This is a genomic window from Corynebacterium sp. LaCa_23, assembly GCF_058182375.1.
Window position 1 is genome coordinate 360,288 of sequence record NZ_CP190825.1, and the last position, 16,804, is coordinate 377,091.

General features: G+C 52.7%; 13 protein-coding genes and 1 pseudogene. 9 read left to right on the top strand and 5 right to left on the bottom strand.

The window, feature by feature from the left end; all coding sequences use genetic code 11:
* Positions 1-26 precede the first annotated feature (26 nt).
* Positions 27-1,364 (bottom strand): cryptochrome/photolyase family protein, encoded by a 1,338-nt coding sequence (locus tag ACP8IT_RS01870; protein ID WP_490290294.1) that lies wholly within the window; start codon positions 1,362-1,364, stop codon positions 27-29.
* A gap of 286 nt (positions 1,365-1,650) precedes the next feature.
* Between ACP8IT_RS01870 and rplJ the strand changes: the two genes are divergently transcribed.
* The 7 genes and pseudogenes from rplJ to ACP8IT_RS01905 all read left to right on the top strand — a co-directional run bounded on the left by rplJ (position 1,651) and on the right by ACP8IT_RS01905 (position 7,622).
* Positions 1,651-2,172 (top strand): 50S ribosomal protein L10, encoded by a 522-nt coding sequence (gene rplJ, locus ACP8IT_RS01875; protein WP_005276854.1) that lies wholly within the window; start codon positions 1,651-1,653, stop codon positions 2,170-2,172.
* Between the two features lie 88 nt (positions 2,173-2,260).
* The gene (rplL, locus tag ACP8IT_RS01880; RefSeq protein WP_005276856.1) at positions 2,261-2,650 is read left to right on the top strand and encodes a 50S ribosomal protein L7/L12; all 390 of its coding nucleotides are present in this window, start codon (positions 2,261-2,263) and stop codon (positions 2,648-2,650) included.
* 296 nt (positions 2,651-2,946) lie between these two features.
* Positions 2,947-3,238, top strand: a pseudogene (locus ACP8IT_RS01885) (IS1249 family transposase); the annotation flags it as partial.
* A 294-nt stretch (positions 3,239-3,532) separates the two neighbouring features.
* Positions 3,533-4,636: a SagB/ThcOx family dehydrogenase gene (locus ACP8IT_RS01890; RefSeq protein WP_490290295.1), complete on the top strand. Its 1,104-nt coding sequence runs from the start codon at positions 3,533-3,535 to the stop codon at positions 4,634-4,636.
* Positions 4,636-5,769 carry a nitroreductase family protein gene (locus tag ACP8IT_RS01895; protein ID WP_490290296.1) on the top strand — a complete coding sequence of 378 codons (1,134 nt, stop codon included), beginning with the start codon at positions 4,636-4,638 and terminating at the stop codon, positions 5,767-5,769. The genes ACP8IT_RS01890 and ACP8IT_RS01895 overlap by 1 nt, the downstream gene beginning before the upstream one ends.
* Positions 5,762-6,517 carry a class I SAM-dependent methyltransferase gene (locus tag ACP8IT_RS01900; protein ID WP_284897171.1) on the top strand — a complete coding sequence of 252 codons (756 nt, stop codon included), beginning with the start codon at positions 5,762-5,764 and terminating at the stop codon, positions 6,515-6,517. The genes ACP8IT_RS01895 and ACP8IT_RS01900 overlap by 8 nt, the downstream gene beginning before the upstream one ends.
* Positions 6,501-7,622 carry a hypothetical protein gene (locus tag ACP8IT_RS01905; protein ID WP_284639960.1) on the top strand — a complete coding sequence of 374 codons (1,122 nt, stop codon included), beginning with the start codon at positions 6,501-6,503 and terminating at the stop codon, positions 7,620-7,622. The genes ACP8IT_RS01900 and ACP8IT_RS01905 overlap by 17 nt, the downstream gene beginning before the upstream one ends.
* Before the next feature lie 495 nt (positions 7,623-8,117).
* On the opposite strand, the gene ACP8IT_RS01910 is transcribed toward ACP8IT_RS01905, so the two are convergent.
* The 4 genes from ACP8IT_RS01910 to ACP8IT_RS01925 form a co-directional block, all read right to left on the bottom strand.
* Positions 8,118-9,302, bottom strand: coding sequence for an MFS transporter (locus ACP8IT_RS01910; RefSeq protein ID WP_239275287.1), 1,185 nt, complete (start codon positions 9,300-9,302; stop codon positions 8,118-8,120).
* Positions 9,303-9,392: 90 nt separating this feature from the next.
* Entirely contained in the window at positions 9,393-10,298 is a 906-nt protein-coding gene (locus ACP8IT_RS01915) for a SagB/ThcOx family dehydrogenase (RefSeq protein WP_490290297.1), read from the bottom strand.
* Positions 10,299-10,447: 149 nt separating this feature from the next.
* Entirely contained in the window at positions 10,448-10,858 is a 411-nt protein-coding gene (locus ACP8IT_RS01920; RefSeq protein WP_349018032.1) for an ATP-grasp domain-containing protein, read from the bottom strand.
* A 29-nt stretch (positions 10,859-10,887) separates the two neighbouring features.
* Positions 10,888-11,442, bottom strand: coding sequence for a hypothetical protein (locus ACP8IT_RS01925; RefSeq protein WP_490290298.1), 555 nt, complete (start codon positions 11,440-11,442; stop codon positions 10,888-10,890).
* Between the two features lie 366 nt (positions 11,443-11,808).
* On the opposite strand from ACP8IT_RS01925, the gene pgfA reads away from it, so the two are divergent.
* Positions 11,809-12,822: a cell envelope lipid trafficking protein PgfA gene (gene pgfA, locus ACP8IT_RS01930; protein ID WP_490290299.1), complete on the top strand. Its 1,014-nt coding sequence runs from the start codon at positions 11,809-11,811 to the stop codon at positions 12,820-12,822.
* A 374-nt stretch (positions 12,823-13,196) separates the two neighbouring features.
* On the top strand, positions 13,197-16,691 hold the full coding sequence (rpoB, locus tag ACP8IT_RS01935) for a DNA-directed RNA polymerase subunit beta (RefSeq protein WP_005276870.1): 3,495 nt from the start codon (positions 13,197-13,199) through the stop codon (positions 16,689-16,691).
* Positions 16,692-16,804: the final 113 nt, after the last annotated feature.

The following is a 16,804-nucleotide window of genomic DNA, read 5'->3' on the forward strand; positions in this document are numbered from 1 at the left end:
TGAACGAAAAGCCAAGGTACTGGGCGTTAGTTTGCGTCTTTGATCTCGGCGTAGGCATCTAGCGCCGCCTGGCGCGACTGCCTGAGGTCCACGATGGGCGGGGCGGATAGCGTGGGCGCCCACTGGCGTATATACGCGCCATCCGGGTCGAAGCGCTGGGCCTGGGTTTCCGGGTTGAAGATGCGGAAGAAGGGTGCGGCATCGTCGCCGCAGCCGGCCACCCATTGCCAGTTAAATGGGTTGGACGCGGCATCGGCATCCACCAGGGTGTCCCAAAACCATTCCTCGCCTAGGCGCCAATGGATGCCCAGGTTCTTGGTAAGAAACGAACCCACTACCATGCGCACGCGATTGTGCATGTAGCCGGTGTGCCAGAGCTCGCGCATGCCGGCATCGACAAGCGGTATGCCTGTCGTGCCCTCCTGCCAGTCCTTCAGCCGCGGGTCATCCCAGGACCAGTCGAAGCGGTCGAATTTTTGCCGCACGTTGCGGGAGGCCAGGTCGGGTAGGTGGTAGAGCCGGTGCCAGGCAAAGTCCCGCCACAACAACTCGGACTGAAATTTCTCCGCGTTGGGCTCCTCGGCGGCGGCCACCCAGACTTCGCGCGGGGATACCTCGCCAAAGCGCAAGTGCGGCGAGAGCAGGGACGTGGCGTTGCGCGCGGGTATATCGCGCTCCTCGGCGTAGTGAGCTAAGTCGAGCTGGGCTAGGCGTTCGCGCGCACCGGCCTCTCCGGGAGTCCAATACTGGGCGAGCGACGCGGCCCACTGCGGTTCATCGGCGCTGGGGTTGGGCCAACTGCTGCTTGCCGATGCCCCCATCTCCCGCCCCGCCAGCAATTCGGGTACTGGCAGCGGTTCCTCATCAGCAAGCTGGGACCGCGCGGCGGCCGCGAAGGGAGTAAAGACTTTATAAGGGTTGCCCTGGGCGTTGGTGACCTCCCATGGCTCCACGAGGGTGAAACCGGGGCAGGAGATGGCGTTAATTCCGGCATCGGCAAGCGTTGCTTTGACCCTGGCGTCTACCTCGCGCAGCGGGCCGTGGTAGCGGCGGTTCCAGGTGACGGTATCGGCGCCAACCTCGTGGGCGATGCGGGGAATGACGGTGCGGGCATCGCCGGTAGCGCGCAGAAGCTTCACCCCACGGGAGGCAAGCTCCTGCGCTAGGGCATGGAGCGAACGCTCCCGCCACCAGTGAGTGGCGCCACCGAGCGGCCGGGTGCTGGGGTAGGCGGGCTCATCGAGGACAACGGCCACTAACTCTGGCTTTGAACCGTTTTTATCGGTGGCGGCCTCCGCGGCGCGGGTAAGGGCCTGGTTATCGGATAAGCGCAGGTCATCGCGAAACCACATGAGGGAAGTCATACTAGATAGCCTACGCGGCTGGGCAATTTGGGAATACGAGGAAAGCACGGTAGTATCTCTTGTGAAGTTTGAACGGCCTTGTGGCCGAGTCAAAGTTCACCGAAGACCGTTGGTCATCCACTAAGGATTGAAAGTTCTCCACCCTGGAGGCGGCCCACGCAGGAGACACTTTGCGCATTCCGCGGCATTTCTCATGTCGCACGCCCTGTGCTCTTGCACGGGGCTTTTCTTTTTGGAAGGCCCCGGCGGAAAATAAAAGAGATGTTTTGGAAGGAGGCGAGAGACAATGGCAAACCCAAAGAACACTGCAGACTTGGCAGAGCTGAAGGAGAAGCTGGCCGATTCTAGTTCCGTCGTTTTGACTGAGTACCGCGGCCTGACCGTATCCCAGCTGCAGGAGCTGCGTAACAACCTGGGCTTTGACGTTGACTACTCCGTCGCCAAGAACACCCTCTTCAAGATCGCTGCCAACGAAGCTGGCATCGAAGGTCTTGATGATTTGCTGACTGGCCCGACCGCAATTGCGTTCATCAAGGGCGAGGCAGTAGATGCTGCGAAGATCATCACCAAGTTTGCTGATGACAACAAGGCACTCGTCATCAAGGGTGGCTACATGGACGGCGACGCATTGTCTGCGGAGCAGGTTCAGGCCATCGCCAAGCTGGACAACCGCGAGACCACCCTCGCAAAGCTGGCTGGCGCTATGAAGGGTTCTATGGCGAAGGCAGCCGCTGTCTTCAACGCTCCTGCAACCAAGGCGGTTCGCACCGTTGTTGCTCTGCAGGACAAGAAGGAAGCAGAAGCTTAAGTCGTCACAACAGACGCACACATAAAACACCGTGCCTGTTACCCCATCACCGGGGAACAAGCACACAACACAGAAAGGACTTGCCATCATGGCTAAGCTCACCAAGGACGAGCTCATTGAAGCTTTCAAGGAAATGACCCTCATCGAACTGTCTGAGTTCGTTAAGGAATTCGAGGACGTCTTCGACGTTGAGGCTGCTGCACCGGTTGCCGCTGCTGCACCGGGCGCCCCGGCTGAGGGCGGCGCTTCCGCTGCTGAGGAGCAGACCGAGTTCGACGTCGTTCTGACCGACGCTGGCGCTAAGAAGATCGGCGTTATTAAGGCTGTCCGCGAGCTCGTTTCCGGCCTGGGCCTGAAGGAAGCTAAGGAAATGGTTGAGGGTGCACCTAAGGCCATCATCGAAGGCGCTTCCAAGGACGACGCTGAGGCTGCTAAGACCAAGCTGGAAGAGGCTGGCGCTTCCGTCGAGCTCAAGTAATTTTACTGAGCTTCACGCTTTCGAAGCCCCCACTCTTACCGCGCTAAATGCGGTGGGAGATGGGGGTTTCTCCCGTTTTATATGCCCCTTGGGGTTAAGTAGTAGGAAGTGTGTCTCGGTTTCAGAGTAAGCGCTGGTTAGCTTGTTTAAATAGGGGCTGAATAGGCTGCTGGGGATAATTCAGCCTTTCTTTTTGCTCAATCCATCGGAATGACACCTGCATTTGGTATGTGGTGAGCTGGTTGATTCTTCCAGTCACTACTAACCGACCACGATGCCCTATTTGTGCAGGGCAGATGAAGAAAAATGGCACAACATCCAAAGGGAAAACCAGATGGCGATGCAAAGACCCCAATTGCGGAAAGCTCCCTAACACGCCAGCGAACTGACCATACTCAGGCCCGGGACTTCCGCGCCTTCTACCGCTACGCGGTATCTACAACGTCTTTGCCGCAATTTGCCCAGCGGCAAGGAATAATCCGGTGGACTCTCAACCGCCGGTTTGCCCCCTTATAGCTTATCGATATCCCTAATAGTCCGAACCCGCACCGAATCTATGATCAAATCTTCATCGACGGCACCTACACCGGACTTGACTAACGGGGATCAAAAAATATCACCGGTAATCACCAAGCGTTCGCAATGTGAGGTTAAGCACATTTGGGTCTAACAACCTGCGTTATAGTTTAGGCTACCCTTAACTTGAAGTTAGGAGGTGAACTATGAAGGAAGATACCGCGAACTCCAATAACACTGACGATAATGGAAGCGCTTTCTCGCTTAATATTGAACCCACCCGCGTTTTTGACGTCATGATCCAGATGAACAACTAACACCTGCTCCTCATTCCATATCTTTGAAATGAGGGGCTTTAAAAGAATTATGAAACTATCGCGTAATACCAGATTTGATAAAATAGACGGAAATTCCAAATTTCGCATCCGAGCTGGTTCAGGAAACAATCGCACAGACTTCCAGGTGGATTCGCCGCAAGCCCAGGAAATATTACTATGGTTGCTAGTTCTTCGTGAGGAGAAAACACTTGAAGAAGTAGAGCAACAGGCCATTAAAATCATCGGCATCGATATCAAACAAGCTCGAGAGTTATCCGCAAAATTTCTTGACCTTGGCGTGCTTGAAGAATCTCCCGATCAAGTATCGGAACAGATCCGCGATGAGTGGGACAAATATGGCTGGAGGGACGCAGCCGATTTCCATATTGCTTGTCGCAACCTTAAATTTGTACCGGATTTGGACGGTGGGGAAACCTACCATAAAATTTATGACGATCTACTCAGTCAACCTGAGTTTGCCGGAGGCCAGCCGCCCCATTACTCGCCAAAAGAAACGGATCAAAAATTCACCATCCGTCACTGCTCTCTGAACCCGGAGATTACTGTAGAAGATGTTTTTAACCGATCGAAACCGATAAATAAGTTTATTGGAGCACCGCCAGACTTTGACGCAGTTATAGGCGCAATTAGAGATGGATTCAGTACTCAACGCCTCGTGAAGGGCTCACTAGGAGTTCATCAACAACGGCCATATCCATCCGGCGGAGCCAGACATCCTTTCGAGCTATATCTCATTTCGGACCTAGAAGGCAAAGGGACTTACGGTACTTATTGGTACGACCCATTGACGGAAGAACTAAATCTCCAGCAAGACGGCATAGACAAAAGGGCCATTGATGCAGCTTGCTTTGGAAAAGGCGGGATAGTTAGCTCTGAGATCTTTATTGCTATCAGTTGCCGATGGTCTCGTCATTCGTGGAAGTACCGTTATTCGCGGTCCTACCGCATGATTATGCTTGAGCTAGGCCATTTGGTTCAGTCACTCAACTTGAATTTTAGAGCTCGGGGTATAGATGTTTTTCAGTGCCCGTCTTTACATGACAGTACATGGTCGGAGCTTTTGTGCCTTGACGATGACTGTGCCGAAGCTCCTGTATATATTCTTTCTCTAGGGACACAAGGAATCCTCTAATGGAAAAGCAAAGACTCATTCATGGTTCCGCTGAACTTGTAGATAAAATTTTGTGGATACCAAAAACATTTACTGTTAGGCCTAGCGACACTAATGTACGAAACTGCTCGATTTCGACCGGTGAGGGAAGCAAGGCGCGACATATAGAAGTAGCCAATGAAATCGCAGCATCTTTGCTGGCTTCGAAAGACGGACTATTTGAAGAAGAATGGATAAACTATTTCGAAGAATCGTTATCCTTGAATATAAAAAATGCGACTTCACTGGCAGAAAAGCTACAGACTAATGGCATTTTAACGGATGACAGCCACTGCCTTACACCAAGCGAAAGCCAATGGTTAGAACTGAATTGGAGCGATGCGCTACACGAGTATTGGCTTGAACATGACATGATCTGGAAACATGATTATCGAAATAATCCAAAAGTGATGACGATTTCGAATGGCAAGAATGTTATTCCCGATACACCGCCTCCAGCACCAAGGGTTGCTACGCCTCTTCCAAATGAAAGTACAGTAATACTGCCACGAGGGGTGGCGCTACAAAAGTCTTTTTCGCGAACTGTTCAAGAACGTCGCACTGGATACAGATTCTCGAAAACGTTAGTTTGTCTCGAAGATTTGTCTTCGATTCTGAGATGGACAATGAAAGGTCTATGGACGGATGGAGTAGCCCCTCTCAGGGTTACTCAAAGTTATAGTAGAGGTGAGCCGTTCGTAGCTTTCGTCCTTCCAGGTAGGAATCCACCTAGCCCGTTAAAAAAGGGGACATGCTATCAATATGACCCAGTATCCGAGGGACTAATACCCGTATCACATCACCAGGAGCATCGCTTGTCATCCTTCTTGTGGGGCCAGCAATTCGCTGATGAGGTACCGGTAAACGTTATATTCGCTGCTAACTGGGCGCACTATATGTGGAAGTATCGGTCACCTAGAGCTTATCGCTGGGTCTTTACTGAGGGTGGTAGTTTCGCTCAGACTATGTTAATGGCTGCAACAGCGTTAGGGTATAAAACTTGGCAAACCCCAGCGCTCGACGATGAAAAATTCAAAAAACTCGTCAACTCTCACCCGATGGAGCTTGAGGCTATATATTTAATTTCCATTGGAAAAAGGGTGGACAATGAATGAGGATTTATTATATCGATATAACCATTCACGTCCACATTTCTCACAGCACTGGGGATCCCTTTGGAGTGACCTTGGTTTTTCTTTACCTCTACCAAAATATCCGTTGGATATTGGTTGCGGTACTGGGCGGTCAAGTTTCTGGCTTTCCGAGGAAAGTGAGGGTGTAGTTGCAGTCGATCCGGTAAAAGCACATATCGATGTGGCTAGAAAACATTTAAACGGTACAAATATAGAATTTCATCATACTTCCGCAGAAGATCTTTCGGCTATTAAAAGCGTGTCAGCTAAGGTTGACGCAGTAGTCTTTAGTGGATCTTTCGATTGGGTAAATACATATCAAACTCATAATTCTTTAAAACGGTTAGGTCTAGATCATCTGCCGGTTGTATGTCTTTGGAGCTGGTTCAATACCAGTGATTCTACTACACGCGCTTGGTATAAAATTTTCAGAAAGCATCTTGGAGCTCTATACGGTGCTGATGCAAATGAAGTTATACTGAAGGCTTATCTATCCTTGGATTCAGCTAGAGGTTCTGAATATTTTATTTCAATTCCATACTCGGCAGACATGCTTTTTGACTTCGTTTTGTCTTCTTCTTATTGGCGTCCATCTAGACCGCCCTGGGACGGTGCCTTATTGAAGCAAGATATAGACAATTTTATAAAAGAACGCGGAAGCGGCGGAGTCGTCCAAATAAATTTCGTAGAAATTGTGGTTAATGGGTTCTTAAATGAAAAGCCAAGTTAAAGACAACCCTGAATTTTGTATATCGCTGAATGTGATATCTGATGCTTTCGCAACCTCACTTTTCACTGCTGGTATCGGGTATTATACCGCAGAAATATCGTTCCTAAGTGCAAGTGATAGTATGCGCGCTGTAGGACTAGGTATATCACTGGGAACGATTACATCGTTAGCGATGGCAAGAATGGCAGACCTGTTCGGTGTCGTGAGACTGTTGGCCGGAGTCCAGTTTTTGCAAATTCTGTGTTACGCCTATTTAGGCTTCGCTCCAAAAAATGCAGGAAGCATCTTTGGGTGTATCCTCCTCCTATTCTTCCTAGGTAGGCTTGTCTCTCCTCTGCGCGGGACGCTTCCCCCTTTGTACCTCAGTAGGGAAAAGTTACTTGAATTTAAGGCGAAGCTGCGGACTATGACTCTAACAGTCGTCTTCCTTGGGGCTATAACAGTTTCCCTTGGGGCTCTGGCGCAGCTTCGGATGGAATTTCTGATAGCTTGCAGTGGCATTGTCGCGTACAGCCTCTGTGCTGCTTCGACTTTTAGGCTCTCGGAAGTCCCAGATACCGAAAGGGAAACGAAAAAGCTAAGTTCGATGTGGAAAGCACTTTCGTTTAACGATTGGAAGTTGTGGTTAGCTCTCCTCGTATCGTTTTCTGTCGTCGCTGTAAGTAGTTCAATTGCTCCCTATGCTATTAGTCTATGGGGAAATAAAGCGTCTTGGCTTCTTGGCTTCTCCTCAATTATTGGAATCTTAATAAATCGCGCGATCCATAAAATGATTTCCAATACCGACGGAGTGTTTAATAAGTTGACGAATAGGGCTCGTATTGCCATAGCGATCGGAATCGGCATAATTGCTTTCTCGATCTTGTCAACCGCTTTTTTGTTCTCCATAGCACTGATTCCATTTTTCCTCGTCATGGTGATTGTTATCGTCCTAGTTCACACAGGGCAGACGATTGCAACTGTAGTTGCTTGGGATACGCAATATAACGCAGGATCGGACGACAATAGAGCGTTGATAGTAGCAATATTTTCCCTATCATCCTCTTTTGGTGCCGGGTTAGCGCAGTTATTTGCGGCTAATATATACGGTGTAATCAACAGGTAGTCATCGTATTGCTCCCGCGGGGCGATCTTGATCTTTTGCTTTGTAGTACTCTTTCCAGACAATTAAAATTGGGCTTGCAATGGAGCCTTAATCTCCGTCGGAAAAACGTAGTCCAACGGAGTACTTCAATGGACGGAACCGCCCATCGTTGTGTATGGGTAGGCCTTCAACCAGAACTCGAGAGGGCCTGACCCCCGGAAAATGGACACGTCGGGGGTTAGGCCCCACCCCAATGTATGTGCGATCTGCGTATAGCTAGCACCGTCAAGGCACATCGCAAGGATCTGTTTGAAGTTAGCCACAACAATGAGCTTCTTTCCAAGTAGAAGTTGATGCGACACCAACGAATCGTGGTGTCGCATTAACTATGAAAGAAACCCCTTGCAGTACCAGGTACGCGCAACCCTGGTACCAACTACCCCAAATCGACACCATCGTTTCGTGGAATCACAAAGAAGAAGCCGAGTCTCATTCATAGGAACAGTTGACTTGCGCTCATGAGTGGCTAGGGGAATTCCCTTTCTCCCTCGCGTCTGCTTGCGCAAGGACGCGATCGGCTCGGCGCACAAAGATAAGGGCGGGCCCGATAGCGAGGAGCCCGGCGAGCGCATTGGCCCACAAACCAGTGGTCAAGGTCCAGCGATGAGACAATGCGGCCAGCGGGGTCGACCACACACTAGAGAGTGAAACGACGGTGCTCATTTGGATATTGGTGACTCGGCCAAAAGTTTCTTCTGCCAGAAGCCTGTGGAGTGCGGCATAGGTTACCGCGCCGGCGGCTGGGGCTGTAAGAACAGACAGCCCTAAGGGGATGATCATCAACAGGCTGGGGCTGAGCAGGGCACCACAGGCGATTGATGCAGCAACCCAGGCGCATGTGCCTACCTGAAGGGTGGCGAAGGAGAACTTCTTCTGCAACCAACCCGTCGACAAAGCCCCCACAATCCCGATGAGGCCTATGGACGTGCGGGCTAGTCCCGTTACCCATCCAGGGTTATTCCCCTCCTCAAGTATGAGGACCGCCATGAACAGCGAGCCGTTAATTGCGCAGTTCGACAGTGTTTGCATGGCAATGAGCCCGCGAAGTAGTGGCGCGCGAGCCACGATGGCTAAGCCTTCCTTCGTCGTGCGTAGGAGCTTGTTCTCTGCCTTCTTTGTGGGGTCTAGGCGAGCCCTGATGAAGAGGAAGAAGACAATGGTGAGGATATTTGCCAGACCGACAAACACGAAGGGCAGTGCCACATTGACTTCTAGAAGCGCGCCGCCCACAGTGGGGCCGATGAGTCCCGCAAATTGCAGACGTGCTTGGATGAGCCCTTGTTTGGCGGCGAGCTGTTCTTCCTCAACGAGCTGGGGCAGGCAAGGGTCGGAGCAAGCTTGACCTATCCGGTAAAAGAACATCATGCTCCCGAGAAGCGCACCGAAGACCATGGGGGAGAAACTTCCGGATAGGATGAGACTCGCTAACGCGAGATTGAGTACCCCGGCCAGAGCGTTGGTCACAATGATGAGTGGCTTGCGGCGCCACATATCCGCAAGAGAGCCGCCGATGATTCCGCCTGCCAGTGCAGCTATTCCGGTGATGGTTCCATACAGGCCGGCAAGGGTAAGGCTATCGCTCAAGCGTAGAGTGACCACCGGAATAGCAAGCCCGGCTCCTACCCCGGCTATCTGAGCCACGAGGTCAGACCACAGGAATAGTCTAAAATCACTTGGGTTGGTGCGATCAACTTCATTTATATTCAATGCTCCTCCTATAACAAAGCCATCTCAGTCGTCCCTAGGCCCAACTGCAATTAGCATGCCCCAGAGGAAAGATCGCCAATCTAGTCCCGCGTTGTCAGCGATGATGTCTTCCCGAAAGAGAGAAATGCCCCGAGAGAGGTGGTCAGTGGCTGTAGCAACCATTTGAATAACTTGGCTAAGGTGCCCAATTTCTAGCCAGAGCGTTCGAATCGAGTTTAGACTTTCGTATTTCCAGGATATGACTCGAGGATCACCAACAGTAATAAAATGTATTGGGGCATCCACGACATGCGATTGTTTCCCAACCGCGGTCTTCCATTCCTTATAGGGCTCTAGATGATTGAGAAACAGTAAGGAATGGTTTTTCGGATGGTATAAATAATAACCATCGTCGATTGAATCGCATCTACTAACGCGGACAATGAGCTCGGTTGAGCACAATCCTCCGGCAGATGGGGCCGAACGAAAATGGATGTTTCCGGACTTCTGTTCGTTTGTTGTTGGGCGCTTTGAAAAGCTTGCGGAATCGTAAAGGATTGATGCTAGTGACCTAAGGCTAATTGATTTTAGCTCTGTATTCGTAAAACGTGCAGATTTTCGAGAATTCAAAACAGATTTGAAGCTTCTGGAGTAGCTTATTGTCTCGCCGTGCGGAAGGTTCAATTCTTGCTTGGCGAAAATCGGATTCTCCCATACATGATGCGGTGGGCCGGTGAGCGCGAGTTTTTCCCTTAAATGCTGGTGATGCTCATCTAGTTGAGCGATTGTCTCGTCGGAACGGACTCCGCTGGCAAATGCGTAGTCGCGCGCGAGCGGAGGAGTATCGGGCCACATATCTAGAACCGTGCATTCGGTATTGGGGGGTTCATTAGAAAAATGCTGTAGTACCCCTAAGTTCTGGAGTTCCGGAAATGAATCTTCGCTAGACACGACCGTTACTCCACTAATAGTTTGACTATCTAGTAAGCGGAAGAGTTCCTCCCTTGCCTTCTGGTTTAAGATTGTCTGAGTTTGCTCTAGAGGGTTGTCCCAAACGAGATACGGTCCCTTGAACCGAAAAATGGCCCACTGTCGCTATTCTAAGCATCGTTTAAAGTCCTTTGTAAATATCTAGCAATGGCGTTGGAGACGAGATTCGTGCCAGCTCGGTCTTCGTAGAATAGCCAATCGAAGCAAACGTTACATTCAAGAAATATTGGGTCACCTCCTTGTATTAGGAGGTCGATGGCACATAAATTACAACCGGATAGTTGGGAGTATTCAATTAGAATATCTTTTAATCTTTGGGTAGATTTATATAGAGATACGCTCACGCCGTTGTTCTCTTGCCACAGGTCGTCTGCATTGTCATATCCCGATACTCGGAAAACGATAACTTCTTGGTCGATTACGTAGCAGCGGAGCTCATACTCTGAGTTCATATACTTCTGGAATAGGAGAGGTACCGGCTCATCACGAGTTGATTGATCTAGCTTCAAACGTTTAGGCATAGCTCCAAGAAGTGTTCCCGGAGTCGGTTCTACCCAGTGGGGCCAATCGGTTTGGCAATTGAAAAGGGAAACGCCGCTTCATATCCAATTGACGTTTGAGGGGTAGTAAGTCCAATAGAATTGGCGAGCTGAATTTGTGCAAGCCGTGACCGAGCGTTACAAAATTGATTTACGCTAAATAAAGCAATCTCTTCAAGCGTTTGTATGTAGGATATTGCCTGATCTTTGATATAAATTATTTCCTCTTTAACGCAGGATATATTTTTTATAGATTCGCGTGAAAAATGGCGGATCCAAGCTACTGCCACCGTGGTCTTGCCATGTTCCGTAACCAGTCTTCCGAAGTTATCTATTGGTAATAGCTCTTTACTGAGTTCGCCGTCGCTGTCAATTCGTACGACTCCAATGTTTTGGCTGGCGAGAATCAGCGACAGGAGGTCACATTCTCGGTCATCTTGGCGGGTTATGAAGACTACACTTTTTGATGGAAGCGATTCGGGGTGATTGTGGCGGAATTCTCGCTGAAAATCGTTGCTTGGGCCTTGAAGTCTTATGGTGATATTTTTGTCTATAAGGATGGTCATAGATATATGGCGGAGTCCTGTGGATGCATGCTTGAGGGGCTTGCATCCACAGGGGGTAGCTAAAAGTCCTTTTTTACGTCGTGATTTGCTGCCTTGATTTTGTAATCATTAACAAAGGCGTCCAGCTTGTGATTGGGTCGTGGTGTGGGGTGTTCTGTCTGGTTTAGAATCTCCCGCGCTATCTGAGTGCTGAGACGCGGTGCTACTTCTGTGTGATGCAAGGTAAAACCTCCCGGTAGTGTGATGTGCATTACTTGCGGTAATTAGAATCTACATGAGCACTTTGGGTCCGGGTATCCTACAAAAGTTCTAAATCTCGTTTCAGGAAGTGTGTTTTGAACAAACGAGTCGGTAGGATAAGCCACCATGCTGCCCAAGTCCCGCATCTTCTCCGTCCTTCTGCTCGGCCTCGGCGTAGCGATGGTGGCCGCCGGAGTAGCGGCGCCGGCGTTTTTGGATTTCTCGCCGCGGCTGCCGTTGGAACTCAAAAACACCACGTGGACTCTTAAGGATGAGTCCGCGGATTCCCAAGTGGTCAATAAGGATGGAACGTCGCCTTATTCCGGGCCGATGACCTACCAGATCAATGCGGGCATCCAAGAGCCTTCGGATGAAGATACTGCGACGCTGCGCATAGGGGAGACGCGCCTGCGCGGCGATGGCCAAGGACTCGATGATTTAAGCCAGGCGCAGGTGTGGACCTATCCCATTGACCGCCTGAGCGGTGAGGCAAAGGCAGAGGCCAGCCTGAGCCATACCTTGGCCAGCCCTGAGGAGAAGGTTGCTGTCGATGGGTACTGGCTAAAATTCCCGGCGGATGCGGAAAAGACGAATTACCCAGTCTTTGACCCCACCTTGCGCAAGGCAGTGGACGCGGTCTTTGAAGAGGAAACTGAAATAGATGGCCGTACGGTGTATCGGTATCACCAGGAAATCGAGCCAACAAACGTAGCGCAGCTTTATGCCGCCGATGGCAATACCACCTCTTTCCCCAAGGAAGATGGGGGACACGAACCTGGTTATTTGATGCACTCGGGTAGTACGGATTTCTACGTCGACCAAGCTACCGGCCTGGTGGTGGGCATGGACATGGATATCGATGACTACTACGCGGACCGAGAGGGCGTAGGCCGCGAGCGAGCATTCGTCTTTAATGGTTCCACCTCAGAGGAGTCCCGCGCGGCGCTACTCGATGAAGCGAAATCGTTCCCACGCAACCGCGTGGCGGAGATTGCGCGGTGGGCGGCACTGGGTATCGGTATCGTGTTCACCTTTATTGGAGTCATTGGGGCGCTGGGAATTTACGACCGTAAAAACAAGCATGTGCGCCGACGCGGAAAGAAAAGCGCCAGCGAAATAACTAGCGAAAGTGTCAGCTAAGAGTATTAAGCGCGGTTCGGGTTGCGGTGGAATGAGTTTTTAGTGGTACGGTGCTTGTGGTTGCCCCGCTAGATCTGGCGCAACATTATTGCCGCGTTGGCGCAGCGGCGAGCGAGAGCTTGCCCCCTAGCGCGGAAAGAAAAGCCTTAAGAGTGGTGTGTCTTTACATACCTGAGTTTTTCCTATACACTAATTCGTTGCGCTGGAATCTGGATCTTCGGTGCACATTTAGCCTTTCGGGTTGGTGATGGCAAAACCGACTTGACAAGGTGATTTTGTGCATTCTGAACCCAGACACTCCACAGCAGACCGAATGCTAAAATTACCAGCGGTTTTGCTGCTCGTCGGCCAGGGCGAGTAGCAATCCGCGTGAGGTGCTGGAAGGACCCATCTTGGCAGTCTCCCGCCAGACCAAGTCAGTGGCCAATATCCCCGGAGCCCCGAAGCGATACTCGTTTGCAAAAATTAGCGAGCCTATCGCCCTGCCGGGCCTCCTTGACGTACAACTCGATTCCTTTGCTTGGCTCGTCGGCTCGCCGGAATGGCGCGAGCGTGAGCAGGCTGAGCGCGGCGATAACGCACGCGTGACGAGCGGCCTTGAGGATATCCTCGAAGAGCTCTCGCCGATTCAGGACTACTCGGGCAATATGTCCCTGTCCTTGTCGGAGCCTCGCTTCGAGCCGGTGAAAAACACCGTCGATGAGTGTAAAGAAAAGGACATCAACTACTCCGCGCCGCTGTACGTGACCGCAGAGTTCATCAATAACGACACCCAAGAGATTAAGTCGCAGACCGTCTTCATCGGTGACTTCCCGATCATGACGGATATGGGTACCTTCATCGTGAACGGTACCGAGCGCGTCATCGTCTCCCAGCTGGTGCGTTCCCCGGGCGTGTACTTCGATCGTTCCATCGATAAGTCCACCGAACGCCCGCTGCACTCCGTGAAGATTATTCCTTCCCGCGGTGCTTGGCTGGAGTTCGACGTGGACAAGCGCGATACCGTCGGCGTGCGCATAGACCGCAAGCGCCGCCAGCCGGTAACCGTCCTGTTGAAGGCGCTGGGCTGGACCGAGGAGCAGATCAGGGAGCGCTTCAGCTTCTCTGAGCTCATGATGTCCACCCTAGAATCTGACGGTGTATCCAATACCGATGAAGCGCTGCTGGAGATCTACCGCAAGCAGCGTCCGGGCGAGCAGCCTACCCGTGAGCTGGCGCAGTCCTTGTTGGATAACTCCTTCTTCCGCGCTAAGCGCTATGACCTTGCCAAGGTTGGCCGTTACAAGGCCAACCGCAAGCTGGGCCTTGGCGGCGACCACGACGGTCTGATGACCCTGACTGAAGAAGACATCGCCGTCACCTTGGAGTACCTGGTACGCCTGCATGTTGGCGAGCGTGAGATGAAGGCGCCAAACGGCGAGATGATCTCGCTGAACACCGACGATATCGACCACTTTGGTAACCGTCGTCTGCGCACCGTGGGTGAGCTCATCCAGAACCAGGTCCGCGTGGGCCTGTCCCGCATGGAGCGCGTCGTGCGCGAGCGCATGACCACCCAGGACGCTGAGTCCATCACGCCGACGTCCTTGATTAACGTGCGTCCGGTCTCTGCTGCTATCCGCGAGTTCTTTGGTACCTCCCAGCTCTCGCAGTTCATGGACCACAACAACTCCCTGTCTGGCCTGACCCACAAGCGCCGCCTGTCCGCGCTGGGCCCAGGCGGTCTGTCCCGTGAGCGCGCCGGCATTGAGGTGCGAGACGTGCACGCGTCGCACTACGGCCGCATGTGCCCGATTGAGACCCCTGAGGGTCCAAACATTGGTCTGATTGGTGCGCTGGCGTCCTACGCCCGCGTGAACCCCTTCGGCTTCATCGAGACCCCGTACCGCAAGGTCGTTGATGGCAAGGTTACGGACCAGGTGGAGTACCTCACCGCTGATGAGGAGGACCGCTTCGCCATTGCTCAGGCCGAGGTAGAGCAGGACGAGGAAGGCCGTTTGATTGGCGAGCGCATCGAGGTCCGCCTGAAGGAGGGTGACATCGGAGTGACCGATGCCTCCGGTGTGGACTACGTTGACGTTTCCCCGCGTCAGATGGTCTCCGTTGGTACCGCCATGATTCCGTTCTTGGAGCACGACGATGCTAACCGTGCCTTGATGGGTGCGAACATGCAGAAGCAGGCGGTCCCGCTGGTTCGCTCCGAGGCCCCACTGGTGGGTACCGGTATGGAGCAGCGCGCTGCCTATGACGCGGGTGACGTCGTCATCACGCCAAAGGCCGGTGTAGTAGAAAACGTCACCGCTGACGTCATTACCATCATGGATGATGAGGGCCAGCGCGATACCTACATCCTGCGCAAGTTCGAGCGCACCAACCAGGGCACCAACTACAACCAGACCCCGCTGGTTTCCATGGGTCAGCGCGTAGAGGCTGGCCAGGTTTTGGCCGATGGCCCAGGTACTCACAACGGTGAGATGTCGCTCGGCCGCAACCTGCTGGTTGCGTTCATGCCGTGGGAAGGCCACAACTACGAGGACGCCATCATCCTCAACCAGCGCATCGTGGAAGAGGACATCTTGACCTCCGTCCACATCGAGGAGCACGAGATCGATGCTCGTGACACCAAGCTGGGCGCTGAGGAAATCACCCGCGAGATTCCGAACGTTTCCGAGGACGTTTTGAGCGACCTCGATGAGCGCGGCATCATCCGCATCGGTGCTGACGTCCGTGCCGGCGATATCCTGGTTGGTAAGGTCACCCCGAAGGGTGAGACTGAGCTGACTCCGGAAGAGCGCCTGCTGCGCGCCATCTTCGGTGAAAAGGCCCGCGAGGTTCGCGATACCTCCATGAAGGTTCCGCACGGTGAGGTGGGCAAGGTTATTGGCGTTGCTCGCTTCTCCCGCGATGATGACGATGACCTGGCACCGGGCGTCAACGAGATGATCCGCGTGTACGTGGCGCAAAAGCGCAAGATCCAGGACGGCGATAAGATGGCCGGCCGCCACGGCAACAAGGGCGTTGTGGGCAAGATCTTGCCGCCAGAGGATATGCCGTTCATGGAGGACGGCACCCCGGTGGACATCCTGCTGAATACGCACGGTGTGCCGCGTCGTATGAACATCGGCCAGGTTCTTGAGCTGCACTTGGGCTGGTTGGCTCACGCTGGTTGGAAGGTCGACACCGAGGATCCGGCTAACGCCGAGCTTCTCAAGACCTTGCCGGAAGAGCTTTACGATGTCCCAGCGGACTCCCTGACCGCCACCCCGGTCTTCGACGGTGCTACCAACCACGAAATCGAGCGCCTGTTGGCATCGTCCCGCCCGAACCGCGACGGCGACGTACTGGTCAACGAGCACGGTAAGGCCACGCTTTTCGATGGCCGGTCCGGCGAGCCGTACAAGTACCCCATCTCCGTGGGCTACATGTACATGCTCAAGCTGCACCACTTGGTCGATGAGAAGATTCACGCCCGTTCCACTGGTCCTTACTCCATGATTACCCAGCAGCCACTGGGCGGTAAGGCTCAGTTCGGTGGCCAGCGCTTCGGCGAGATGGAGGTGTGGGCAATGCAGGCTTACGGCGCTGCCTACACCCTGCAGGAGCTGCTGACCATCAAGTCCGATGACGTGGTAGGCCGCGTGAAGGTCTACGAGGCCATCGTGAAGGGCGACAATATTCCAGATCCGGGCATCCCTGAGTCCTTCAAGGTGTTGCTCAAGGAGCTGCAGTCCCTGTGCTTGAACGTGGAGGTTCTTTCCACTGACGGCACCCCGATGGAGCTGTCTGGCTCTGATGACGATGACATGGATAGCCCATCGCTTGGCATTAACTTGTCCCGCGATGAGGGTTCTTCCGCTGACATCGCCTAAATAGATTCTCGGTCCACTGCGGAATGCACGGTTCCGGTGTTTAACACCGGGGCCGCCGCGGGCGGGCAATAAAGATTAATTCATTAAAAGCCATCAATTCCTCACATGACGAG